General features: G+C 57.8%; 21 protein-coding genes and 1 pseudogene. 11 read left to right on the top strand and 11 right to left on the bottom strand.

Translation table 11 applies throughout. From position 1 onward, the window contains the following. Window positions 1–61: 61 nt before the first annotated feature. From P9292_RS33035 to P9292_RS33075, 10 genes and pseudogenes are all read right to left on the bottom strand, one after another. A pseudogene (locus P9292_RS33035) lies at window positions 62–256 on the bottom strand (IS66 family transposase); the annotation flags it as partial. Between the two features lie 30 nt (window positions 257–286). Then, window positions 287–640 (bottom strand): IS66 family insertion sequence element accessory protein TnpB, encoded by a 354-nt coding sequence (tnpB, locus tag P9292_RS33040; protein WP_309963228.1) that lies wholly within the window; start codon window positions 638–640, stop codon window positions 287–289. Then, a complete protein-coding gene (locus P9292_RS33045) occupies window positions 616–1,101 on the bottom strand; it encodes a transposase (RefSeq protein ID WP_309963230.1) in 486 nt (161 codons plus the stop codon). The genes tnpB and P9292_RS33045 overlap by 25 nt, the downstream gene beginning before the upstream one ends. Before the next feature lie 238 nt (window positions 1,102–1,339). Then, window positions 1,340–2,557: a CoA transferase gene (locus P9292_RS33050; protein ID WP_309963232.1), complete on the bottom strand. Its 1,218-nt coding sequence runs from the start codon at window positions 2,555–2,557 to the stop codon at window positions 1,340–1,342. Next, complete coding sequence (locus tag P9292_RS33055; RefSeq protein WP_309963234.1) at window positions 2,488–3,636, bottom strand: CoA transferase; 1,149 nt, start codon at window positions 3,634–3,636, stop codon at window positions 2,488–2,490. Before P9292_RS33055 ends, P9292_RS33050 begins: the two co-directional genes overlap by 70 nt. Further along, window positions 3,637–4,704, bottom strand: coding sequence for an acyl-CoA dehydrogenase (locus P9292_RS33060; RefSeq protein ID WP_309963236.1), 1,068 nt, complete (start codon window positions 4,702–4,704; stop codon window positions 3,637–3,639). A 4-nt stretch (window positions 4,705–4,708) separates the two neighbouring features. Continuing rightward, entirely contained in the window at window positions 4,709–5,890 is a 1,182-nt protein-coding gene (locus P9292_RS33065; RefSeq protein ID WP_309963238.1) for an acyl-CoA dehydrogenase family protein, read from the bottom strand. 361 nt (window positions 5,891–6,251) lie between these two features. Next, a complete protein-coding gene (locus tag P9292_RS43325; protein WP_409015268.1) occupies window positions 6,252–6,533 on the bottom strand; it encodes a pantoate--beta-alanine ligase in 282 nt (93 codons plus the stop codon). Then, complete coding sequence (locus tag P9292_RS33070) at window positions 6,533–8,206, bottom strand: electron transfer flavoprotein-ubiquinone oxidoreductase (protein WP_309964268.1); 1,674 nt, start codon at window positions 8,204–8,206, stop codon at window positions 6,533–6,535. Before P9292_RS33070 ends, P9292_RS43325 begins: the two co-directional genes overlap by 1 nt. 1,003 nt (window positions 8,207–9,209) lie before the next feature. After that, window positions 9,210–9,917: a helix-turn-helix domain-containing protein gene (locus tag P9292_RS33075; RefSeq protein WP_309963240.1), complete on the bottom strand. Its 708-nt coding sequence runs from the start codon at window positions 9,915–9,917 to the stop codon at window positions 9,210–9,212. Window positions 9,918–10,196: 279 nt separating this feature from the next. Between P9292_RS33075 and P9292_RS33080 the strand changes: the two genes are divergently transcribed. The 9 genes from P9292_RS33080 (at window position 10,197) to P9292_RS33120 (ending at window position 18,277) form a co-directional block, all read left to right on the top strand. Continuing rightward, the gene (locus P9292_RS33080) at window positions 10,197–11,282 is read left to right on the top strand and encodes an aromatic ring-hydroxylating dioxygenase subunit alpha (RefSeq protein WP_309963242.1); all 1,086 of its coding nucleotides are present in this window, start codon (window positions 10,197–10,199) and stop codon (window positions 11,280–11,282) included. Then, entirely contained in the window at window positions 11,207–11,578 is a 372-nt protein-coding gene (locus P9292_RS33085) for an SRPBCC family protein (RefSeq protein WP_309963244.1), read from the top strand. Before P9292_RS33080 ends, P9292_RS33085 begins: the two co-directional genes overlap by 76 nt. Before the next feature lie 268 nt (window positions 11,579–11,846). Beyond that, window positions 11,847–12,833 carry a thiamine pyrophosphate-dependent dehydrogenase E1 component subunit alpha gene (locus tag P9292_RS33090; protein ID WP_309963246.1) on the top strand — a complete coding sequence of 329 codons (987 nt, stop codon included), beginning with the start codon at window positions 11,847–11,849 and terminating at the stop codon, window positions 12,831–12,833. Next, a complete protein-coding gene (locus P9292_RS33095) occupies window positions 12,833–13,855 on the top strand; it encodes a transketolase C-terminal domain-containing protein (protein WP_309963248.1) in 1,023 nt (340 codons plus the stop codon). Before P9292_RS33090 ends, P9292_RS33095 begins: the two co-directional genes overlap by 1 nt. Further along, window positions 13,852–14,742: an FAD-dependent oxidoreductase gene (locus tag P9292_RS33100; RefSeq protein ID WP_309963251.1), complete on the top strand. Its 891-nt coding sequence runs from the start codon at window positions 13,852–13,854 to the stop codon at window positions 14,740–14,742. The genes P9292_RS33095 and P9292_RS33100 overlap by 4 nt, the downstream gene beginning before the upstream one ends. Further along, window positions 14,703–15,584 carry an FAD-binding protein gene (locus P9292_RS33105; RefSeq protein ID WP_309963253.1) on the top strand — a complete coding sequence of 294 codons (882 nt, stop codon included), beginning with the start codon at window positions 14,703–14,705 and terminating at the stop codon, window positions 15,582–15,584. The genes P9292_RS33100 and P9292_RS33105 overlap by 40 nt, the downstream gene beginning before the upstream one ends. Window positions 15,585–15,642: 58 nt before the next feature. After that, a complete protein-coding gene (locus P9292_RS33110) occupies window positions 15,643–17,019 on the top strand; it encodes an MFS transporter (RefSeq protein WP_309963255.1) in 1,377 nt (458 codons plus the stop codon). 124 nt (window positions 17,020–17,143) lie between these two features. Beyond that, a complete protein-coding gene (locus P9292_RS33115; protein WP_309963257.1) occupies window positions 17,144–17,374 on the top strand; it encodes a lipoyl domain-containing protein in 231 nt (76 codons plus the stop codon). A 126-nt stretch (window positions 17,375–17,500) separates the two neighbouring features. Further along, entirely contained in the window at window positions 17,501–18,277 is a 777-nt protein-coding gene (locus tag P9292_RS33120) for a 2-oxo acid dehydrogenase subunit E2 (RefSeq protein ID WP_309963259.1), read from the top strand. A gap of 142 nt (window positions 18,278–18,419) precedes the next feature. Here P9292_RS33120 and P9292_RS33125 read toward each other — a convergent pair whose 3' ends face one another. Beyond that, on the bottom strand, window positions 18,420–19,166 hold the full coding sequence (locus P9292_RS33125) for a helix-turn-helix domain-containing protein (RefSeq protein WP_309963261.1): 747 nt from the start codon (window positions 19,164–19,166) through the stop codon (window positions 18,420–18,422). A gap of 477 nt (window positions 19,167–19,643) precedes the next feature. Between P9292_RS33125 and P9292_RS33130 the strand changes: the two genes are divergently transcribed. Both P9292_RS33130 and P9292_RS33135 read left to right on the top strand, forming a co-directional pair. Beyond that, window positions 19,644–20,870: a cytochrome P450 gene (locus P9292_RS33130; RefSeq protein WP_309963263.1), complete on the top strand. Its 1,227-nt coding sequence runs from the start codon at window positions 19,644–19,646 to the stop codon at window positions 20,868–20,870. Between the two features lie 97 nt (window positions 20,871–20,967). Further along, on the top strand, window positions 20,968–22,119 hold the full coding sequence (locus P9292_RS33135; RefSeq protein WP_309963265.1) for a 4Fe-4S binding protein: 1,152 nt from the start codon (window positions 20,968–20,970) through the stop codon (window positions 22,117–22,119). The last annotated feature ends 522 nt before the right edge of the window (window positions 22,120–22,641 follow it).

Raw genomic sequence — 22,641 nt, forward strand, 5'->3', positions numbered from 1 at the left:
GCAAGTAGGATTGCGGACGCAATCGTGAGCCTTCTCAACAACAGAAGCTAGGTGTGCGAAATCGCGCGCTTACCTTTGCGCCGAACAGTTCACGGCGATAAGCACGCAACCGCTCTTCGGCGAGATCGCGCTCTGCCGTCACGAGACGCACCATGCTACGCAGCTCATCACGCTCGTGCTGAAGTGCTGCGTGCTCTTCGCGCATCGCGAGCAACGCAGCAAGTTCGTCCGCGGTGATGGTGACTGGAATTGGCATGCAGGTTAGACTGACATGCCAATTCCGTGTTCAGCTTACGCGTAGATATTCTTGCTTCGGATGCCGTCGGATCGCGGTGACGTCATCGCCATCGAGCAACGCGTGCAACACGCTGGTCGTCAGTGTCACTACCTCGGCTTTGATGTCGGGCCATATGAAATGGCTTGCCTCAAGGCGTTTCGTCATAAGCCAGAAGCCGCTACCATCCCAACAAAGGATCTTGATTCTGTCACGGCGACGGTTGCCGAAGATGTAAAGCGACGAGTCCATCGGATTCAGGTGCATCGCCTGCTCAACAAGAATCGACAGGCTGTTCATGCCGTACCGGAAGTCGACGGGATCGCGGTGCAGATATACCCTCAGGTTGTCGTCGAACCGGAACACGGCAACCTCCCCATGATCTGGATCAGCGTTGTCAGTTCTTCGATGCTCGCAATGGCCTGCCCGAGCTCAAGCACGACACCATTCGACAGCCGTACTTGCAACGCGAGGGTCATCGAGAGCTGTGGCGATGGAGGAACTGTCACAGACGCGGCCGCTACGATTGGCACGAAAGCCGGTCGTTCCGTTGCAGTCGATACCATGTCGATAGACATCCCTTCCACCACTTCAGTCCCCCGCATGGCAGATTTCTGCATGCCCTCGCGTTGCTGATAGCGCGTGATCCACCTGCGGAGCTGGTTCGGATTAACGTTGTGGTCCATCGCAGTGCGTGCGATCGACACGCCCGGTTTCAGACATAGCTGAACTAGTTCCTCTACCGCTTCTTCGTCAAATTCCCGCCGACCGTCCCGCTTTCGGCCGATCTCCAACCTGCTTTTTAAGTCCCGTTGCTCTGTAATCATGTAAGTGTCTAAGTGTCCACGCGGACACTTAGACTCCTACGTTTACGACAGCTTCGGTAGGGCGTCATTACTCGACCGCTTACGATTATTCGTTCCATGTGGCGGACGGCGCGCGGAGCTCAGGGCATTCAGCCGGGGTAGTCATAGGTTCTGAACCGCCGCGGCTATTTGCAAGGCGGCGCGGTACGAAAGAATCCGCCGGCCCGGTGTTACTTCCAAGGCGATGAAGGCAGGGAACTCAACCTGTTCTCGCTCTGCGCGGCTGCCGCATAGTGATGATACCGTCCGCCAAGTACTGCTCAAATCGGTCGTCCAGACCAATCTCGCCAAGAATGTCCCTGGCTTCCAGCGATGGCCGCAGCGGACGTCCTGGCTGCACGGGAGTGCGGGACAGGCGTGGAATAGGGCCTATCGTTGCGACGGTGCCGCCATCTGGATGTGGGCGTTCGAGATAGAGGCTCCGCGCTCTGACGTATGGAAGCGCCATAACCTCGGGAATGGTAACGATCCTGTGCACTCCGACGCCCACCGGACCCAGTCGCTGTACCCAGTCCTCGACGCTGGCAGTGCGTATACGCTCCTCAAGGAACATTGCGAGCCGGGTGGGTGGCACGGTGGTGGCTCCAGAAAGCCCGGCGACGCTCTCCAGCTTTTCGGTCTGCTCGGGGAGGGCACCGACAAAGAGCCAGCCATCGGAAGCCTGATATGCTCGATGAAGAGCCGCCGAACCGAGCGCATTCTGCCCGCGTGGTTCGTTGGTGATGGTGTCTCGACGGTCGACAAAAATCGCCGATTGCATCATCGAGGCCGAGAATGTCAGTGCGGTGTGGACGTGCTGACCCGAACCGTTGCCCGCCTGGTTTCGATGGTAGAGCGCGAGTGCAATGCCGTAGGCGCCCAGCAGGGAGGTGCCATAATCGTTGACAGGGAGCGCCTCCTTCGCTGGATGACTCGCGCCTCCAAACCGCTCTTGCATCCCTGTGGCCGCCTGGGCCTGATTCTCGAAGCCTGGCCGCTCAACCCACGGGCCTGTGCGCCCATAGAGGTTGAACGACATATACACGAGATCCGGATTTCGCTGCCGCAGCTGCTCGTAGCCGAATCCCATTTTCTCCGCGATGCCGAAGCGGAAGTTCTGAACAAAAACGTCGGCCGAGTCCGACAGACGTCGCAGGGCATCCAGTCCGGCCTCGCTGGTCAGATCGATCAGCATACTTCGCTTGCCACGGCTCACGTCGGGGTCGGGCGGTTGCCCGCGCGGGTTGTCGATCTTGATCACGTCCGCGCCGAACTCCGCGAGCGTGCGGCCGCAGGTGGGGCCAACAAGGACGGTCCCAAGGTCAACGACACGCAGTCCTGCGAGTGGAGGCCGGTTATCCGGCGTCTTCAGCGGCAATGCTGGACGCAGCGGTGCCTTGAGCTCGGCGAGGATTTCTGCACGGTGCTGATCGGGCAAGGGTGCGGCAGGCAGATGTCGCCGGGAGTCTGGCTCAGGTTCACCAGTATGCCTGGCTGAAGTATCGTTCCAAGACGCGGGTCGTTTTGCTCAACAATGGCGCCCGACACGCGCGCCTGCGGCGTAGCGAGCCAGTCGGCCGTAGTACGGCAGACGGCTGCCGGAACGCCAACCGCATTCAGCGCAGTTTCCCACTCGAGTGCGGTTCTTGTGCGAAACAGCGGGTCCATCTTTGCCAGCAATGCCGTGGCTTGCTCAGGGGTTGTCTTGAACGGTCGTCTGATGTCGCCAACGAACGGTTCATCAAGCCAATGCTCAACGCCGGCTTCCTTGAGCGTGGCGCGAATGAATTTCGCATGGAAGCCGATGATATCGATCCAGCGTCCGTCTGCGCACTCGTAGCTGCGCGTCCAGGGCGTGCCGGGTTTGCCTACCCAGTGAGGCATGCCGATCGCTGCGAACGTGGCATCGTAAAGCGGCACCTCGATGTGCTGTCCGCGCCCGTCCCGCTGGCGGGCTACTAATGCCATGGCGACGCTGAGTGCGCCAAAGCATCCCCCGAACATTGAGGAGAGCGGGGTAGCGGTATAGATCGGTCGGTCTTCATTCTCGCGTGGCAGGCGTCGTCCCGCATCATCGCGCTCCGCCTGGACTTTAAGCATGAAGTTGCCGGTTGCGGCACCTAGCACACCTTCCCATGCGGGCAATCCGGCACGCGGATCATCGGAGCCGAACCCGGGGAGCGAGCACCAGATTAAATGGGGATGCTGGGTGCACAGCACTTCGCTGTCGAGACCTAGTCGGCGCATGACACCCGGACGGAAGTTCTCGATCACGATGTCGGCAGACGCAATCAGCCTGAGCGCAATCTCGACATCTTCGGCTTTCTTCAGGTCGAGTGAGATGGCACGCTTGCCCCGATTCCACATCGCGTTCGCAGGCTTGTCCCAGAGGGGACCACCTGGCGGGTCGACGTGGATGACATCTGCTCCGTGATCGGCAAGCAGCATTGCTGCGAGCGGGCCAGCGATGTACTGGCCGAAATCAATTACCCGTAACCCTTTTAGCACGCCATTCATTCAAATCTCCTCTGCAGCCAAGCGTTTGCCGAGCATCTCTGCAATCGATTCACGGTGCTCCGCCGCGGTACCGGCACTGGCGCCGAGGCGCAGGATGCGCCGAAGATAAAGATGCAGATCGTAGTCCCAGGTGAATCCGATGGCCCCATGGCACTGCAGAGCGTCTTCTGCGACCCGACGGGCATGGTCCGATGCGTAAGTCTTTGCAATCGACGCGAACATCTCGGCTTCGTCGTCCCGGGCGTCGTGGGCCCAGGCCGCGTATTCTGTCGCGGTGTGCATACAGTCGATCGACAACGCGCCGTTTGCGGCGATGTGTTTCAGTGCCTGGAACCGTCCGATTTCCTGGCCAAACTGCTTGCGAACCTTCATATAATCCACTGCCATGCTCAGGCAGGCCCGTGCGGCGCCGAGGAGTTCACCTGCTGCCAAAATCATCCGCAGCCGTTCCCACTCAGGAACGATGGGACCGATGATGTCGTTCTCATCGATCGCGACCTCTTCGAGTACGATTTCTCCCAGCGGATAGCCGGGATCAATACTCTTGCGGGCGACTCGCGACACCCCCGGCTTGCCCAGATCCACAAGGACGTGAGCGGGTCCCGAAGGCAGATTCGCCTGTGCGATCGCGCAGTTTGCCGTCAAAGCCGAGGGAACGTTGCGCAGGGTTCCGCAGAGCCGTCCATTGCCGCCCTCAATCGGCGCCGCTTGAGAAGCGCCGAAGACGACAGTTGTCTGCGCCGTGATTGTTTCCCGGGCGATATCCGGATGGGTGGTGCCAAGCAGTGCTGCAGCCACGATACTTTCGGACACCGGAAACGGAACCAGACAGTTGGCGGCAGCGATAACGATTTGCAATGCACCGAGGGCGCCGAGTTCTCCACCGTCAATCGTCGCCGGGGCACATACTCCAATCAGTCCGCTTGCACCCAGCGTTTCGACAGCCGACTTCGATACCCCTTCGCCATCGATGAGCTGCCGGAGCGCCGAAACGGGAAAGTGTTGCAAAAAGAGTTCTTGAGCTGTATCGCCAACGAGGCGCTGTTCATGTGTCAGGGTGTGATCCATCTTGCTACCTCGGCAGTCCGAGAATACGCTCGGCGACAATATTGCGCTGAATCTGGGCGGTACCCGCGAAGATGGTGTCCGCGCGAGACATGAAATAAATGTCCTGGAAGCGCCCCGCTCCTATGCTTTCCTCGTCTTCGGTGCCGCAGTCATCACCGAGTACGTCGAGCCCCAGGTGTCCGATCTTCTGCCGTGCTTCACTCCAGAGCAGGCGCAGGAAACTGGCTTCAGCACCGATCTGCTCGCCGGCCTCAAGCCGGCTCAGCAGTCTGAGGTTTTGCACGCGGAAGATGCGTAACATCCCATAGATATCGGCGGCCTGCTGCCTGAAATGCCCGTCGTCGGCGAAGCGCCCCGTGCGCGTTCGCCGGACAAGCGCCGCGCGAAAGATATGTTCGAACTCGTTCTGGAAGCGTGCCTGGCGGTAAAGGCGGATGAGGGCTCGTTCGCGCGCAACGGCCTCTGTTGCGACCCGCCAGCCATCATGTACCGCCCCGATGTGGTTATCGGCTGGAACCCTCACGTTCTCGAAAAGAATCTCATTGAACTCTGCGCGACCATTCAACTGGTTCAGCGGCCTTACCATGATCCCGGGCGCAGACATCGGCACGATGAACACGGTCATCGCGCGCTTCGTGGGAGCTTCGGGATCGGTCCGCGCAAGCAGGCAGCACCAATTCGCCACATGAGCATGGCTTGTCCAGATTTTTCTGCCGTTTATGATCCATCCGTCCGCGTCCTGCACGGCGCGCGTTTTAAGGGAGGCCAAATCTGAACCAGCCTCTGGCTCGGTAAAGCCCTGGCACCAGATATCTTCGGCGCCTGCGATCTTTCTGAGCAGCGCTGACTGCTGAGCCTCGGTGCCGGCTGCCATTAGAAGCGGACCTGCGGTCTCGGTGCCGGCCGTGTTGAACGGTTCCGGAGCGGCAATCCGGCCGAGTTCTTCGCTGACAATCAGGTTATAAGTCGCTGAGAGGCCTTGGCCACCGTGCTCTTTGGGCCAGTGAACAACCGCGTAGCCTGCCTCGAACAGCTTTCGTTCCCAGTCTTTGCGAAAGTCCTCTGTTCGTTCCATGCTTCCGGGGCTGTCGTAACGGAGGGTCTTGCGCGAAGGCAGGTTATCCTTGAGCCATGCACGCAGTTTCATCCGGAACGAGGTCTGCTCTTCCGTAAAGCTGAAGTCCATTCTGGCGTACTCCTTGCGATCACTCGTGTGTGCTTGCTGTTCTTCGGCTAATGTCCCGAGCCTCGGTGACGCTGCGCGGACGCTTCCGTGAAACGGGCGGATGCATAGTGCAAGACTCCGAATTCACGCGTCTATGGCCAGTCCGGGCGCCGGCCGCCTTTTTACTAGTTCCGGGTGGCGCTCGTCGTCAATATGCCGGGGCGGGGATCCGGTACTGGATATCGTTGCAATCGGGCCACCTCCAGCGAAAGAATTCCCGTTGGAACTCGCCTTGAGAACTGTCACCCAGCTCACTCGCTGGCTGAACAGCGTATTGCCGGGACGGGAAAACGAATGACTCTTGGTCGGCGCGAACACAAAGTCAACGTTTCCCGTCCGCGCAGCTTCTCGAAGCCCCCCTCAAGCGTCCTCGAGTACTCCCAAAATCCTCGTTCGGCCCGCGCTGCAGGGGGTTAGTGATGAGACTCGCTATAACCGGGCCACCATGCTGGAGCGCGAGCCGTATCAGGGAGCGGTAACCGTCGTGCGGATCGCCCGTTGTAGGCACGAATTCCGTGCGATTTTTTTCTCGCAATTGTCCACGCAATTCCAAAATAGACCGAATGATTTGCATAACGATTTTCCGGTGCCTCAAGCTGAACATTACATGTTGGGATAGTTTGGACCGCCGCCGCCTTCAGGTGTGACCCATATAATGTTTTGCGTGGGGTCCTTGATATCGCAAGTTTTGCAATGCACGCAGTTCTGCGCGTTAATCTGCAAACGGTCTTCCTTTTCGCACGTCTTCACGAATTCATAGACGCCGGCCGGGCAGAAGCGGGCCTCAGGACCTGCGTAGGTCCGCAGGTTGACCTCGACAGGTACGCGTGCATCTTTCAGTGTCAAATGAGCAGGCTGATTTTCTTCATGATTGGTGTTCGAAATAAACACCGACGAGAGGCGATCGAACGTGAGCTTACCGTCTGGCTTCGGATACTTGATCGGCTTGAACTCTGAAGCGGGCCTAAGCATCTCGTGGTCCCAGTGGTCGTGATGCAGCGTCCACGGCATGTTGCCACCCAGTAACTTCTGCTCGAGACCGACCATCAGCGTGCCAAGGTAGAGCCCCTTGTTCATCCACTGCTTGAAGTTGCGCGCCTTGTACAGTTCAGTGTGCAACCAGGAGGTCTTGAACGATTCAGGATATGCCTTCAACGTGTCGTTACGACGGCCGGTATGCACAGCGTCGAATGCGGCATCGGCTGCAAGGATGCCCGTTTTGATCGCTGCATGCGAGCCTTTGATCCGCGATGCGTTAAGAAAGCCCGCATCATCGCCGACCAGCGCGCCGCCCGGGAAGACGAGCTTCGGCAAGGACATCAGACCACCCGCAGTAATCGCGCGTGCGCCATACGACAGGCGTTTGCCGCCCTCGAGGAACTTGCGGATGTCCCGGTGCGTCTTGTAGCGCTGAAATTCGTCGAACGGCGATAGATACGGATTTGAATACCCGAGGCCAACGACGAAGCCCACCATCACCTGATTATTATCGATGTGATACAGGAAGGAGCCGCCGTAGGTCCGCGAATCGAGCGGCCAACCGGCCGTGTGGATCACGAGGCCCGGCTTGTGCTTCGCAGGGTCAATTTCCCACAGTTCCTTGATGCCGATACCATATACTTGTGGGTCCGAATCATTGCGCAGCTCGTACCTATCGGAAAGCTGCCTACCTAGATTACCGCGCGCGCCCTCGCAGAAAAGCGTGTATTTTGCGTGCAGTTCCATGCCGAGCTGGAAATTCTCTGTCGGCTTACCGTCCTTACCGACGCCGAGGTTGCCGGTCGCCACGCCTTTGACGTTCCCGTTCTTGTCGTACAACACTTCTGCGGCAGCAAAGCCTGGGAAAATTTCGACGCCCAACGCTTCGGCTTGCTGGCCCAGCCAGCGCGTGACGTTCGCGAGGCTGATCACGTAGTTGCCATGATTCTTGAAGTTGTCCGGCAACGCCCAGTTCGGCACTGCTTTCGAGCCAGTTTCCGTAAGAAACAGAAACCGGTCTTCGGTCACCTCGACGTCCAAAGGCGCGCCTTTTTCCCTCCAGTCCGGGATCAGCTCATTCAATGCACGCGGGTCCATCACAGCCCCCGACATGATATGCGCCCCGATCTCTGAGCCCTTTTCGAGCACACAAACCCCGATTTCAACGCCACTTTCTGCCGCGCGCTGCTTTAGGTGAATGGCCGCTGACAAACCCGCAGGGCCGCCGCCGACAATCACCACGTCATATTCTGTCGATTCGCGTTCGTCAGCGAAATCACCTTCGAAGATAGTTGGAATTGACACCAGGCTCCGTCTCCACTTTTTTGCTAATAGTTTGGTTTGGCTTGCTCTACGCGTTGCTCATTTGATACATGCTCTCGCGAACATACTCACCAAGGACGCTGCTCTCGGCCGCTCGACCGATCGAAGGTCGGTCATGATCTGGCGGAAAGACGCGCCACGACCGGTCGGGATGACGAAAGAATAGGATGCTGACGGGTCCCGATGCTCTGACGACTTCGACACAGACATAGCGCAACCGGGTCGGCCGAGAACGACTGAACCGTGTCACGCGTGCGAAGTTCACCGCCCCGGCTCCGAACCATTTATCGACCAGCATACGCAACGATCTCTCTCGAGTGTCCATTTGCTACTCCGTGTATCGGTGCTAGAACGGTAACCTGCGCTCGTTTCGATCGACCCATGCAGATCATGGGTGGACGTTCCTGCGAGGTCTGACGCAGTCACTAATGAGGCTCAAACTTTAAGTAACGTCAACGGCAGCTTCTGCCGATGCAACATAAAAATGGATGACATTAAAAATGTGAACAGTGTATAACAATATGAATGAACGTACAAGTCTTGAGTAGGGTGGCAATGATTTGGAATCAGTACGGCGCCTGTCATTGCCGGCAACCCGATCGCTGACTCTGACGAGCGCTCGGGCGAGCGTGCAGCGTAACAGTCTGGTATCTCCCAGCGATTGGTGGCCTCCGTTGCAAGACTCGCTGACTTATGAGCAAATGCGCCGATCTCCCGCCGAGAGTGTCGAAGGGTGTTTTTTAGCGCTTTTGCATGTCTGCGACGCCTGACCTCCTGTTTAAAATAAAGGCAACGGTGTTCAATTATACGAATATGATAGCCTTGAGCAGCCAAACACGCCGGGCGAAGCCGTCGCATGGTTCCTGCGCCGATAGTGCCGCCGTGCTCGTTTTTTCACCGGTGCGAAAATCGCAAGGGGTGGCAGTTGGCAGGTTAACAACGAGTTGCGCCATGTCGTGGCGTGGTCGGTCCGCGCCGTTCAGGGGGTGTCGTCCTGTGGGAGTTCTTGTGCGCGAAGCCTGCTGCCTGCGCGCGGTCGGGACGGCATGGGCGGCTCGTGGGAACCGGGCCGGTAACCTTCGATAAACGCTCCGCGGCCCATGAAATCGGCGAAGCTCTTGGCGAATCGCCGCGCCTGCTCTCGCCGCTCGGCTGGGCTAGCGCCGAGCGACACGGCCAGGGTAGCTGCGAACCACATCGACAGGCAGATGATTGCGGCATGCGAAGGATCGACGCCATCCCTCAGCTGACCGCGTGCGTCCAGCATGTGAAACCACTTGATGGTGTCAACGACAAGCGGGCTGTCATTCGCGTCAGTGGAAATCAAGTCGAGAATCCGTGAGCGTACCAGGTCCAGACTGTCGGCTGCGAGGCCGGCTATCACGCCGTAAGGATCCGGAAATGCAGAAGCATGCCCGGCGGCCAGCTTGATGAGTTCTTCGTCAAGGTGATTCCTCATCTCGTCTATCAGGGCCTCACGGGTTTCGAAGTGCTGGTAGATCGCCCGACGGGTCATTCCTGCCCGGTCGGCCAGTGCACTGATCGTTACGCCCGTCAGGCCAAGTTCGGCCCAGAGCGAAACCGCGCATTCGAGCAGCCTGGCATGAGTCCGGATACCGTTCGCTCTGCGCTTCATCGTGTCCGCATCGGAATTCTGCGTTTTGGCGTTGCTTCTATTTTTGTTCATCGAGTGACTCCTGTCGCTCTGCAGTGGTATTGCGGCGAGACTGCGGTCCACTGGCTCCCGGACGGCGTGGGGAGTTAAATGACTGACCGTGGTCCCCCGGAAGGATGCTGGCACGCCGAGGAACAACCCTTCTTGACAAGGAACAGCAATTAACTAATATACACACAGATGGATACATAACGATGGTTAGGTCGTGTTGGTCGAATTAGCCCTAAGTATACGCATTCACTCGGCGCTTCGATCCGGTATGGGCCGAGCCAGTCAATCTAGGAGACGATTGTGCTTACGGAGAAGGTGCTTGCAGAGGGACCGGGAAGCTCGGTAAAGTTACGTGCGAATGGCGCCGTGCGCGACGATTTTCTTCCCAAGGATGTTTACTTTTCCTCAGAGATTGCCGGGCAGGAAGCTGAGAAGCTCTGGATGCGTACATGGCAGATGGTATGTCGCGAAGAGGAATTACCTGCCGTCGGCGCGTTCATAACCTATGAGATCGTCGGGCAATCGGTGATCATCGTCCGGACAGGCGACGATGAGATCAAGGCGTTCCAGAACTCCTGCCCACATCGTGGGCGTCAACTAGTCGACCACAATTGCGGTACCGTCACCCGTTTCTATTGTCAGTTTCATGGCTGGCGCTGGGACCTGCAGGGTAAGAACACATATATTCGAACTCCTGAGGACTGGAACTGCCGAGGCGGACTGCAGCCCGAGGAGGTGAGTCTCGGCCAGCTTAAGGTGGGGCGGTGGGGTGGCTTCGTCTTTGTCAATTTTGACGCAGAAAGTGAATCGTTCGAGGACTTCATCGCGCCGGTGCCGGAAACCGTAGGTCGTCTACAGTTCGAAAAAATGCGGTTCACCTGGTACAAGACCATGGAGATGAAATGCAACTGGAAGGTTGCGATCGAATCGTTCATGGAAAGTTATCACGTCCCGGCAACGCATTTTCAGACACAGCCTTTCCTCGACGCGGTCACCACAAGCAAGGAGCGTGGGAAGCACGGTAGCCACACGAACCGGGGCGGTCGGCCATTCGGCATGCCGGCTGTGGAAACGGGCCGTCCTGAGCCCGAAAACTTCGCCGCCGCATTCTCGAGTGCGGTTCAGCGAATCGCCAAGGAAACCGGCGGAGCCGGCACCGTGAGCAGCCGGGGGGCATCGATCGTTCAGGATGCCATTGCCGAATTTGGGCTGGACGCGGATCCATTTGCGGTCATGAAGGCATACGCGGTTCGGCTGCGACAGCAGGCGATCGACGAGGGGCCGGCTGGCATGAGCTTACGGCACAGGATATGGCAGAGTTGGGTGTTGACTGGAATGTGTTCCCGAACATGGTTCTCGTCTTCGGCGTCGATTCAAGCCTCGTGATGCGCGCGCGGCCGAATGCCAAGAACCCTGAGCAATGCCTGCTTGATATGTGGGCGATGTTGCGCGTTGCACCCGGGGAAGCTCCCACGTTCAAACGCGAATACTACGAAGATTACAGGCAGCATCGCGCTGAGATTCCTCCGCTTCTCTATCAGGATCTCAGCAACATGGAGCGAGTCCAGTCGGGTATGCACGGCGCGTCGTTCAAAGGGCCGCGGCTCAACCCGGTGCAAGAGCGACAAATTTATAACATGCACCGGGGGATCGAAGCCTATCTCGCGGGTGGGCGGGCCTGAGCGACATTGTTTCTCTCGCGGCGGATCAAGCGGGACAGTGCAACGTAAGACATTCAGATAGTCGCTTCGCCGCTCGGGTTATCCCCGTCGCAAAAGCAGATCGCTGGCATCTTATCGTTATCTTCGTTCTTATCTTGCAGTTGTCTCCTCTAGGAGAACGCTCAGTGATCGGCGTCTCCCCCAATTCGATTCGCTGATTTACTGACGTCTTCCTAAGGTGTGATGGACACGTGCTTTCTGGTCGAAACAATAGGAAATCGGAACCGGTATGAATACAAACAACTTTACGATTCCGGCCGCTACGCAGCTGGACATTTTCCGTCGGATGGCCTTGTTGAAGGCCAACGACGACCGTGCGCGCAAGGTGATCCGTTCGGGGCGATTGGTTATGCCCTACTACAGCTATCGTGGTCAGGAAGCGATTCCTTCGGCGATTTCAGCCTGCCTCACTGACGACGATAACATCTGCACGATATACCGTGGCATCCACGACATGCTGGCGAAGGGTTTGCCGCTCAAGGATCTCTGGGCGGAACTTGCAGGCCGTGTTGACGGCACCTGCAAAGGCAAGGGCGGCCCGATGCATCTCACGTATCCCGCCAAAGGCATTATGGTCACGACAGGGATTGTTGGGTCATCGTTACCGATCGCGAACGGCCTCGCCTGGTCCTCTCAACTCTCCGGCGATGGTCGAGTGACGGTTGCCTATTTTGGCGACGGTGCTTCTAACATCGGCGCCTTTCACGAGAGCCTGAATCTGGCTTCTGTGTGGAAGCTTCCGGTTATCTTTGTATGCCAGAACAATCGCTACGCCGAACACACTGCTTACGAAAAGGGGACCTCCGCGGACCGCATCGCAGATCGAGGAGTCGCCTATTCGATGCCAGCGGCCCGTGTTGACGGGAACGATCCGTTTCACCTGTACGGGTTCGCCAGGGAGGCAGTGGAGCGGGCCCGTTCCGGCGGGGGACCAACGCTCATCGAAGCGATGACGTTCCGGTTCCACGGTCATATCTTTGGCGACGACGATAGCTATATGGACAAGGCCGAGAAGGCGGCGGCTATCGAAGGCGATCCTTATCGTGTTTTCCGCGCGCAACTGGTTGAGAACGGCGTGGCGACAGAAGGCGATCTCGCTGCAATCGAGGCGAATTTCGAGGCGCAACTGGATGAGGCCGTTGACTTCGCACTTGCGAGTCCGTGGCCAGAACTCGCGGAACTGAAGCGCGACGTGTTTGAACAGGAGTTGGCATAATGGCGACCGCACTTAACGAAAGCGTCAAGGTTCAGGAGAAGAGCCCGAATATCCTTCAGGCCATAAACCTGGCGCTCACCGACGCGATGTCGGACGACTCAAGGGTGCTCGTTCTCGGCGAAGACGTGGGTGATCCCGAAGGCGGCGGAATAGTTGGCATAACCAAGGGCCTCGAGACGCGCTTTGGCAACCGGGTGCGATCTACGCCGATCTCAGAACAGGCCATTGTCGGAGCGGCGATTGGGGCAGCGATTCGTGGCTGGCGACCGGTGGCAGAGATCATGCTGATGAACTTTACGACTGTCGCCATGGATATGATAGTCAACCATGCGGCCAAGCTGAGGTTCATGTCGGGTGGACAGACCAGCGTACCGATTACTATTCGGACAATGACCGGCGCCGGGCGCGGCAGCGGCGGCCAACATTGCGACTATCTCGAGGCTTGGTTCGCTCATACCGCAGGCATGAAGGTGGTCGCGCCATCGAATCCAGCCGATGCCTATGGCCTTTTGCGGTCGGCCATTGACGATCCAGATCCCGTGCTGTTTATCGAAAACATGCCGTCGTATCGCGCTGCGGCTTGGGGCAGGTCGATCGCGCCGGGCGAGCGCGTGCCACTTGGAAAAGGTCTGGTTGTGAGAGAAGGACGCGATCTGACTATCGTCTCCTACTCGCGCATGGTTGTGGAGGCACTAGCTGCGGCAGAGACATTGGTTAGTCAGGGCGTCGAGGCGGAAGTGATCGACCTGCGTACGGTCTCGCCGTGGGACCGTGAACTGGTGGTCGCGTCTGTTCAACAGACTCGCCGGTTGATGATTGTGCATGAAGCAGTTACGCCCTTTGGAGTCGGCGCTGAAATTGCAGCGACGGTCGGGCATGCTCTATTTGGCTCGCTCAAGGCTCCCATTGAACGGATCGGATCCGCTTACTGCCCAGTACCTTTCTCAAAGCCTCTTGAAACAGCTTTTGCGCCTTCACAGGGCCGGATTGTTGAGGTCGCCAAGGCAATGGTCGCGTCATGACCGATCCTAAGATATCGGTCGCACTGGGGCCGTTGCGGGTTTCCGATGCGCCAGACGTGAGGTGGGACCGCGAAACAGACGTCATCGTCGTTGGGTTTGGCGGCGCTGGCGCATGCGCGGCCCTGGAGGCCCATGAGGCGGGTGCGGAGGTACTCCTCGTGGATCGTTTCGACGGCGGTGGGGCGACCGCTCGGAGTGGCGGTATTCTCTATGCGGGCGCGACGGCAGTGCAGGATCGCGTCGGCGTGCCAGATAGTGTCGAAGCGATGTATCGGTATCTTGAATCCGAACTAGGCGACGCAGTGAGCCCCGCGACGTTACGGCGTTTCTGTGAGGGCAGCCGAAACGACGTTGACTGGCTAGTCCGCCTGGGTGTGCCTTACAGCGGCGAACTGTTTTCCCCGAAGGTCCCTTACCCACCGGCGTCGAGTTCGCTCTTTTACTCGGGGAACGAAGCCCAGTTCGAGCAGAAGACTGGCACACGCGCTTCACCTCGTGGCCATCGTCCGCTTGGCGAGGGTTTCACGGGGCGAGTGTTCTTTGATGCGCTCAAGAATGCCGTCGAGCGGGCGAAGATCCCTTGTCTGACTCACACGCTCGTAAGCCGTCTGATTATCGATGCGACGGATGCCGTGATTGGTGTAGAGGCAAGACCCATTGCCCCCGTCGATATTGAACGACACAGGGAGTTATTTGCTTCCGTAACGCCTCTCAAGCCGCTTAACCCTACGGCGCAGGACGAGGCGATTGACGAATGCCGTCGGCTCGAACTGTCCCAACAGCAAGTGCCAGTGCGAATTCGTGCTCGTCGCGGCGTCATCCTTTCACCGGCGGTTATGTCTTCAACGTGGAGAAGCTGCGTGAAACGCAGCCGTTGTTGGGGTTGAATCATCTCGCGCTTGTGCGCATGGGTTCAATCGGAGATGACGGAAGCGGCATCGACCTTGGTCAGTCGGCTGGTGGTGCGGTCCGTAAAATGGAAAACTCCTTTCTGAGCCGGTCAATTGCGCCACCTCGTGCTCTGCTAGGCGGCGTTGCGGTAAACGGCAGCGGGGAGCGCTTTGTCAATGAGGGCGCAAATCCTGGCGAGCTTGGTGTTGCAATCGCGCGCCAGCCAGAGGGTAAGGCTTGGTTGATAGTCGATCGTTCGACATGCTTCAAAGCCCTTTATCAATGCTCACGGGCAAAACGCAACGAATTTAAGTTTGGCTACGCACCCGCGTTGCTCAACATCTTGCGCGGAGGGACGCGCTATTCGACGACCATACTCGGGTTGGCGCGAAAGATCAGCGTGCCTCCCCATGCACTCGCCAAGACCATCGATGCAAACAACGCGGCGGTCGCGCTCCGAGCCGATCCGCTGGGAAAAAGTGCCGATATCCTGTGCGCAATCCAAGGTGGCCCCTACGTCGCGATCAATCTGGCGGTGACACACAGGTTGTCGTTTGCGAAGACATTTACGCTAGGTGGTCTGCAAGTCGACGAGGATACCGGTGCGGTCGTTGACGATTCGGGCAGCCGAATCACGGGGCTATACGCGGCCGGACACTCAGCTGCCGGTCTTTGCGCTGCTGGGTATATCAACGGGATGTCGTTGGCGGATTGCGTCTTTTCGGGCAGGCGTGCGGGGCGGGCGGCAAGTACTGGGAGACTGCGCGCGCGCGGCGATCCAGTTGTTGACCCATCAAATCCCACGCACGCGATAATGAAGAGCAGCTCGAACGCATGATAATCAGTTGAAAACGGAGACGGGCGCGGTGAATTTTGCGCCTTACAGGAGGAGGATCATGTTGATGGGTGTCGAAGGCGAAGAAGCAGTCACGGGTCGTACCGGAAAAATTGGTCCGTTGTCACGACCGGCTGAAATGTCGGCCAAGCGGCCTTGGTATTTGGTAGGAATCCTGGTGTTGCTGTACCTGACCTCACAGCTTGACCGCATGATCATCGGGCTGCTGATTCCTATGATTAAGGCTGACCTACACATCTCTGATTTTCAGATCAGCCTGGTGCAGGGACTGGCGTTTGCGGCGTTTTTCTCCGTGCTGGGGCTTCCCCTTGGATATTTGGTCGATCGGTGGTCTCGTCGTATGCTCATCGTGGCCGGCGTTTTCACATGGTCGATCGCCACTTTCTCCTGTGGCTTAACACTCCAGCTTGGATCATTGATGCTGGCGCGACTCGCAGTTGGTGCGGGAGAGGCGACGCTGTCGCCGGCAGCATACTCTCTGATGGGCGATGTGGTCCCGCATCGGCGGATGGGGCTCGCATTCTCGATTTTCGGAATGGGTGCCACGCTCGGGAACGGTGTTGGATTCGCACTTGGTGGCCTTCTTCTGACGATGATTCCTCCGGGTGGCCTAGCTTTGCTTGGTCGGCACTTCGCGACTTGGCAGCTTGTTTTCATGGCTGCGGCAATACCATCGATGCTTGTGTTGCCGCTTGTCCTCACTTTCCGCGAACCCGAGCGGCGAGAGCGCCTAGCGTCAGAATCGCGACCCTCTTTGAAGGGAGCGTTTGGTTTCATAGCGAAAAGGCGCGGGTTTTACTTGCCAATGTTCGTCGCCTACGGAGTATTCCTCATGTGTGCGTTAGGGTGGCTTTCGTGGGCCCCAACGTACGCTGTTAGAAGCTTTCATCGTCCGATGGCGCAAGTCAGCTTTACCTTCGCGATATTTGCGATATTCGCAGTCTGTCTTTCCATGCTTTTGATCGGCCACATCATCGACTACCTTGGTCATCGCCGCGGTGTCGCAGACGCGCATATGCGCGTCCTTATGGTAGTTTCGGTGCTACTGGGAAGCTTCGTTATTCTTGCTGTCCATGCGTCCACTTATCCAGCGTTTCTGATTGCTGTCGCTGCAACATTTTTGTGCCTAGGTGTCGCGGGCGTTGGAGCGGCTATTCCGCTGACTACACCAAGCGAATATCGGGGAATCGTTTCGAGCATATATCTTCTCGTTTCTTCGGGAATGGGATACGGGCTGGGACCATCCCTTGTTGCGGGATGCACCGACCTCGTTTTTCACAACGAAGCACGCTTGGCCGATAGCCTTACCGTTTCAATGCTGGTCCTGTCCCCTATAGCGGCATTGCTCTTTTGGTTGAGCTGTGCGCCGATGCGAAAGGCAGTCGCGGAGGCTTCCGTTTGGCGCAAGCAGTCCTAACAGCCGTCCTGATTTCGTATCCGCAGTAATTGATCGGCATGAGCGTTTTGCGGATCTGATTGCGAGCCGAGCGGCAGATATAAAAGACTTTCAGCGTTTAACTTCAGTGCACGGGAAACATGCAATGGCAACAGAAATTATTATTCCTCAAATCGGTTTTGAAATGAGCGAGGCGATTCTCGCAGAATGGCTGGCGGAAGATGGTGCTCATGTAAAAGAGGGCGACCCGCTTTATGCCATCGAGGCGGACAAGTCGACGAATGAGATTGAAAGCCCCGCGACCGGAACTCTGAAGATCATCGGCCGTCTCGGCGAAACATACGCGGTAGGCGCCGTGATCGGAATCATCGATTAAATATTTGTGGATCTCGGGCTGTGGATCAACAGCGGGGCGTGGGCGCAAAACAGGTGATGGAGCCCGGCGCGGAGCGAGGGAATAACCGAGGAAATCACGAAGTATTCTAAAAGGAGAATGCATAACATGTCAGAGGAATGGGTACGCGGCTTAGCTCCGTGGCCGAAGAGCGATCCTGCCCGATTCGGTAAGGTTGATCGCAAGCCGCTATCGAAGATGCAGCGCTTAGTGGCGAGCTTTCTTGCCCGGAACTGGGTCATGATTCCGCATGTGACGCATCACGATGAGGCGGACGTTACGGTGATTGAGCAAAGGCGCAGCGCAAGCAATGCTGCAGGCGGCGTCCGTCTGACGTTGGTTCCGCTGTTGGTGAAAGCGTTAGCAGCCGCTTTGCGCGAATTTCCGCATTTCAACGCGTCGCTGGACGCCTCTGGCGACCTCGTTCTGAAGTCATATGTCAATATTGGTGTTGCGGTCGATACCCCGGGCGGTCTTCTTGTTCCGGTCGTTCGCGATTGCGACACGAAATCGGTAAGCGAGATCGCTACCGAGCTTACCGAACTGTCGGACAAAGCACGGACAAAGGGGTTGCCGATGGAGCAAATGTCCGGCGGCTGCATGACTCTTACTTCGCTTGGTCATATTGGTGGTACGGGTTTTACGCCAATCATCAATGCGCCGGAGGTGGCTATCCTGGGAGTGACACGCGTCCGTACGACGGCTGTTCCGGACACCGATGGGCGTGTCGTCTGGCGTCAGATGTTACCGCTATCCCTCAGCTACGATCATCGCGTAATCAATGGGGCCGATGCGGCACGCTTCCTTCGGTTCGTGGCTGACCGGCTTAATAGCGAGGATCTCTTTCGTTGTCGGGCCGGCTCCGCAGACTGCTCTGCGCATTGACGATGTCATTCAGGCGGCGGCGGAGCGCGCGTTGCGACGACCGCCTGATCTTTTCGACTCTAGCGTCTGCACTGAAATGCACTTGCTGCGTACGGCAAATAAGTGTTACCCCTGCGTGATTCACAGGGCGTTTGCCCGGGCGCTATCGCTCCGACCTCGAGCGGCGGGCATTCTGGCGCACGTGTGTGCGAATCGCTGTTTTTGGCTCTGGCCGGGACGCTACGCCAAATAGTGCGTATGACGTCATTTCTGAGATCAGCGCTTCCCGGTCCGGTTGGGTAGGCCCGAATAACAAGTCTTCGAAGAGTGCTACCGCAAACACGTATCCAAAGGTGATTCGCACTGCGATTTGCGTATCGGCTTTCCAGCCCATGGCGTCCATTGAAGGGCCCGCTGTTTGCTCCAGTCGTCGAAAATATCGCAAGACGGGAGAAGTTTCCACCTTGAGCAGATGGTCCAGCTCCGTTTCATGCGTCTGGAGAGCCAGAACCAGCGCTTTCCAGAGCTTGCGGTCCGCATGAAGCCGGTCATACAGCGTTTCTAAGAAACGGCGGGCTCGTTCCAACGCGCCTTCCATGTCCGGTTGCCGCAGCACCCAAGTGTGCTGGTATTGGTCGTCCAACATTTCCTCCAGCGGCAAAAACACAGCATGTTCAAACAGTGCTGCTTTGCCGCCAGCGAAGTTGCGGTAGACGAGATGCTCAAGCACGCCCGCGTGCTCTGCGATCGCACGAATGCTAGTGCGCCCGTATCCGACGCTCGCGAACATTTCACGGGCGCTCTCCAATATTAAGCGACGGATCTCCGCGGTGCTGCGCCTCTTTCGTTTTGTGAGGGGGGCTGTTTCTTTCGTTGTGGCGCTTCCTGCCGGATTTTTGGAGCTCATCATAGGCGGTAAATGTCATATAACCCAGATTTTACTGTACTGCGGCAGGCTTCCTGCAAGAGCTTGGAGTCAAGCCACGTATCCGGGTTTTTCGGTAGGTCAAACTAGTTAGATAGGCAGTACACTCTAGTTGCTGGATAGGAGAATCTATCTAATGGACTTCTTTCGGATATCCGGATCAACGATGTCAGGCGATGGAATTACCGGTTTCGCGACATACGGACAATTTGCATAGCTAAGCATTGTGCTTATGCGGGGTGGCCCGGTTGATAGGTTCCATGTAGCGCCTTCCGATGCAGCGGTGACTGGCGTCCGTATAAGGGCGACTTCGCTAGATCCTCTGTCCGCGCGAGTGGGGGCAGTTATTAATGGAGCTACCGAAGGGACGAGTTTTCCGAGCCGGAAAGCGGAAATTCCATAATTTGAGACGCAACGCCTTCCTTGTTAGGGCGTGAATTCCTGCGATAGGAGCGAGACAGCATGGGCACTAATTGTTCGGCGCAAACACCTTCAGCCGTAGAGCCGGTCGAATTCAACCCTTTCTGCGAAGAGGCGATCAGTGACCCCATCGCCTATCAACGCTGGATGCGCCAGGCCGGCGAAGTACTGGTTTATCGCGGCCATAAGCATCCGCTATATGCTCTCACCCGACACGCGGACATTCGCGCGCTATGGCAGGACCCAACGTCGGCGACGGCCAATTACGGTCAGATGCCTGAGTTTACGCAAGAGCCCGGTCTGCGCAATGATCCGCCTGAACACACAATCTTCCGTAACCTGGTCAACCCGTACTTCAGCATCGCGGCCGTCAAAAGGATGACCGGCGTCTACGAGACGACGGCAAACCGTCTTATCGACAAGATGACGGCTGACCGGAGCGAGGCTGATTTCTGCGCAGATTTTTGCGCGCAGTATCCAATCAGTGTTGCAGCGGGCACCCTCGGCGTGGATGCATCGAGGTACGACGATTTTCACTCGTGGGCCTCCGAAATCAGCAACGGCAACTCGACGTTTGACATGGCACGGGTAGAAGCCGCAAAGAGCCAGATTTTCGACTACTTTCGCACGCTGCTGGCCGTTCGGCGTCAGCGACTGGCCGATGCGACCGACAATGAACGCGAGGATCTTCTCGCGCATCTGGTGCTGGCGGTTCACCCGGAAGGCCGGCCATTCCATGACGACGAATTGCTACAACTGCTGTTGCTGCTTCTGATCGGTGCCACGGATACGACGGCGGGTTTGCTCGGCGGCTGCATGACCCGCCTGTTGCAAGAGCCCGATCTGTTGCAGGCGGCGCGCAATCAACCGGAATTGGGGGAAATCGCCCTTGAGGAAAGTCTGCGCTTTGATCCGCCCGTCATGGCGACGTGGCGAACGACCGCGAAGCCATTGACAATTGCCGGCGTCGATATCCCGGCCGGGGTCAAAATCGCGGGCTATTACGCCTGCGCGAACCGGGATCCTGCCATCTTTGACGATCCGGACACCTTCCGTCTTGACCGACCTCTGTCAACGATTAAACGCCATATGGCGTTCGGCTTCGGCATCCACCATTGCCTTGGCAGTCATCTGGCTCGGCTCGATGCTCGTGTCGCGCTGCAAGTGGTGCTTAACCGTTTGCCAAAGCTGCGCCTGAACGGTAAGCCGCAGTTCCGGGTACTGCCGTTTTTGCGCGGCGCCGTCAGCCTGCCCGTACGTTGGGACTGAACTCTCTTGCCCGTGGAACCATGCTGGTAGCGTCGAGGCGGTTCGAGGGCGATGCCCGCGGCCTCCTGCCACTTGACCGATGAATGAGCCTGCTCCCTTGAGTGATACCAAAGTGATACGACAGCATCTGATTGACCCGGAATTTTGCATTCGCTGCAATACCTGCGAGGAGAGTTGCCCGCAGGGCGCGATCCTCCATGACGCGAAGAACTACGTGGTGAAGGCGGACGTCTGCGACAGTTGCGGCGAGTGCATTTCGAACTGTCCGACCGGGGCGGTGGATTCGTGGCGTTTCGTAGGCGATAACCAGCGTTATTCAGTGGAAGAACAGTTTGCCTGGACGGCGCTGCCCGCCGAAACGAGGCGGGCGGAAGATTCAGGCGCTGGCGACGCGCCGGCGGCCACTGGCATGCCGGAGGTCAGTATCTATTCCTCTCGTGCTCCGGCCATCGGGAAGGTTGTTCGGAACGTCCGGGTGACTGCCCCGGGTGTCACCAGCAACATACACCATATCGTCATCGATTTTGGTCGATACCGCTATCCGGCCGTCGAAGGTCAATCGGTGGGCGTCCTTCCACCCGGCACAGACGCAGGCGGTAAACCGCATACGATGCGCGCGTACTCGATAGCAAGTTCCCGTGACGGAGAAGACGGTGTAAGTAATACCATTGCGCTGACTGTCAAACGCGTAATGGAAGACGGGCCGAATGGGCCGCGGCCTGGCATCTGCTCCAACTACCTCTGCGACCTTGAGGTAGATGCGGAGGTGAAGGTGGTTGGTCCTTTGGGTGCGAGCTTGCTCATGCCGGAGGACCCAGACGCCAGAATCGTCATGATGTGTACCGGTACCGGCATTGCTCCGATGCGAGCGTTTGTCGAACGGCGGAAACGGGTTGGCGTCGGCTCCAAAACCATGAGTTTGTTTTATGGCGGGCGAACTCCGGGAGAACTTCCCTATCTGGGTGAGCTGCGCGCGTTGCCGGCAAGCTTCATCGAGGTCAACGTGGCTTTTTCGCGGGTCCACGGCCAACCCAAGGCTTATATACAAGACCTGTTGCTCCGTCGTTCGGAGGACGTTGCGAGTGCTTTGGCCGATGAAGCATGTCACTTCTACATGTGCGGCCGAAAGGGCATGGAGCGCGGCGTCCTGGACGCTTTCCGCGACATCTGCGTCGAACGCGGAGTTGACTGGGAGTTGACGTTCGACCGGTTGCACAGCAGCGCGCGGCTACACATTGAGACCTATTAGCTGACTTCTCCTTTTGCCCGACGGGTGCGCATACAAACCGCAATTCAACGGGCAGCGCAATAGATCGGACACAGCCTGGTCCATCGATTTCTCCTGATCCACCGGGACGTTGCGACAAACGCTCTGCATTTATGAAATTACCGAGCGTGTTGCTGAGCCGCTCGCCGGTTTGCGCTGGCGGGCACGGCTCGTGCCGAACGAAACGGTCAAGGAAAGCAGCGAAACGTTGACGGGTGTTTATTGCGACGTGTGCAGGTCGGTCACGCATGAGAGGGGCGTTGCGGGACAACCCTTGTTGACAAGAAAACGCAGTTATCTAATATACACATCGTTGGATACATAATGGTCTCTCGATCAAACTGATCGAGAGACCCCTGAGTATGCGCATTCACTGGTTTTTAACCACAATGCGCCGGAATCGGGAGACAACGATGATGGAGACTAAGCGCAATCGCTGCGCTTGCTGCTCGCTGCCGGTCGTTTTTCGGCGTCAGATCACTCGAAGCGCCGGGTCCCAAACAG

The organism is Caballeronia sp. LZ001, assembly GCF_031450875.1.
GTDB lineage: Bacteria > Pseudomonadota > Gammaproteobacteria > Burkholderiales > Burkholderiaceae > Caballeronia.

Excerpts from the sequence above, each read along its gene's own strand:
- P9292_RS43325 (WP_409015268.1), bottom strand. The coding sequence starts at position 6,533 with ATGTTCAGCTTGAGGCACCGGAAAATCGTTATGCAAATCATTCGGTCT.
- P9292_RS33060 (WP_309963236.1), bottom strand. The coding sequence starts at position 4,704 with ATGGATCACACCCTGACACATGAACAGCGCCTCGTTGGCGATACAGCT.
- P9292_RS33115 (WP_309963257.1), top strand. The coding sequence starts at position 17,144 with ATGGCAACAGAAATTATTATTCCTCAAATCGGTTTTGAAATGAGCGAG.
- P9292_RS33065 (WP_309963238.1), bottom strand. The coding sequence starts at position 5,890 with ATGGACTTCAGCTTTACGGAAGAGCAGACCTCGTTCCGGATGAAACTG.
- P9292_RS33125 (WP_309963261.1), bottom strand. The coding sequence starts at position 19,166 with ATGATGAGCTCCAAAAATCCGGCAGGAAGCGCCACAACGAAAGAAACA.
- P9292_RS33100 (WP_309963251.1), top strand. The coding sequence starts at position 13,852 with ATGACCGATCCTAAGATATCGGTCGCACTGGGGCCGTTGCGGGTTTCC.
- P9292_RS33095 (WP_309963248.1), top strand. The coding sequence starts at position 12,833 with ATGGCGACCGCACTTAACGAAAGCGTCAAGGTTCAGGAGAAGAGCCCG.
- P9292_RS33090 (WP_309963246.1), top strand. The coding sequence starts at position 11,847 with ATGAATACAAACAACTTTACGATTCCGGCCGCTACGCAGCTGGACATT.
- P9292_RS33120 (WP_309963259.1), top strand. The coding sequence starts at position 17,501 with ATGTCAGAGGAATGGGTACGCGGCTTAGCTCCGTGGCCGAAGAGCGAT.
- P9292_RS33045 (WP_309963230.1), bottom strand. The coding sequence starts at position 1,101 with ATGATTACAGAGCAACGGGACTTAAAAAGCAGGTTGGAGATCGGCCGA.
- P9292_RS33075 (WP_309963240.1), bottom strand. The coding sequence starts at position 9,917 with ATGAACAAAAATAGAAGCAACGCCAAAACGCAGAATTCCGATGCGGAC.
- P9292_RS33110 (WP_309963255.1), top strand. The coding sequence starts at position 15,643 with ATGTTGATGGGTGTCGAAGGCGAAGAAGCAGTCACGGGTCGTACCGGA.
- P9292_RS33055 (WP_309963234.1), bottom strand. The coding sequence starts at position 3,636 with ATGAATGGCGTGCTAAAAGGGTTACGGGTAATTGATTTCGGCCAGTAC.
- P9292_RS33130 (WP_309963263.1), top strand. The coding sequence starts at position 19,644 with ATGGGCACTAATTGTTCGGCGCAAACACCTTCAGCCGTAGAGCCGGTC.
- P9292_RS33085 (WP_309963244.1), top strand. The coding sequence starts at position 11,207 with ATGGCAGAGTTGGGTGTTGACTGGAATGTGTTCCCGAACATGGTTCTC.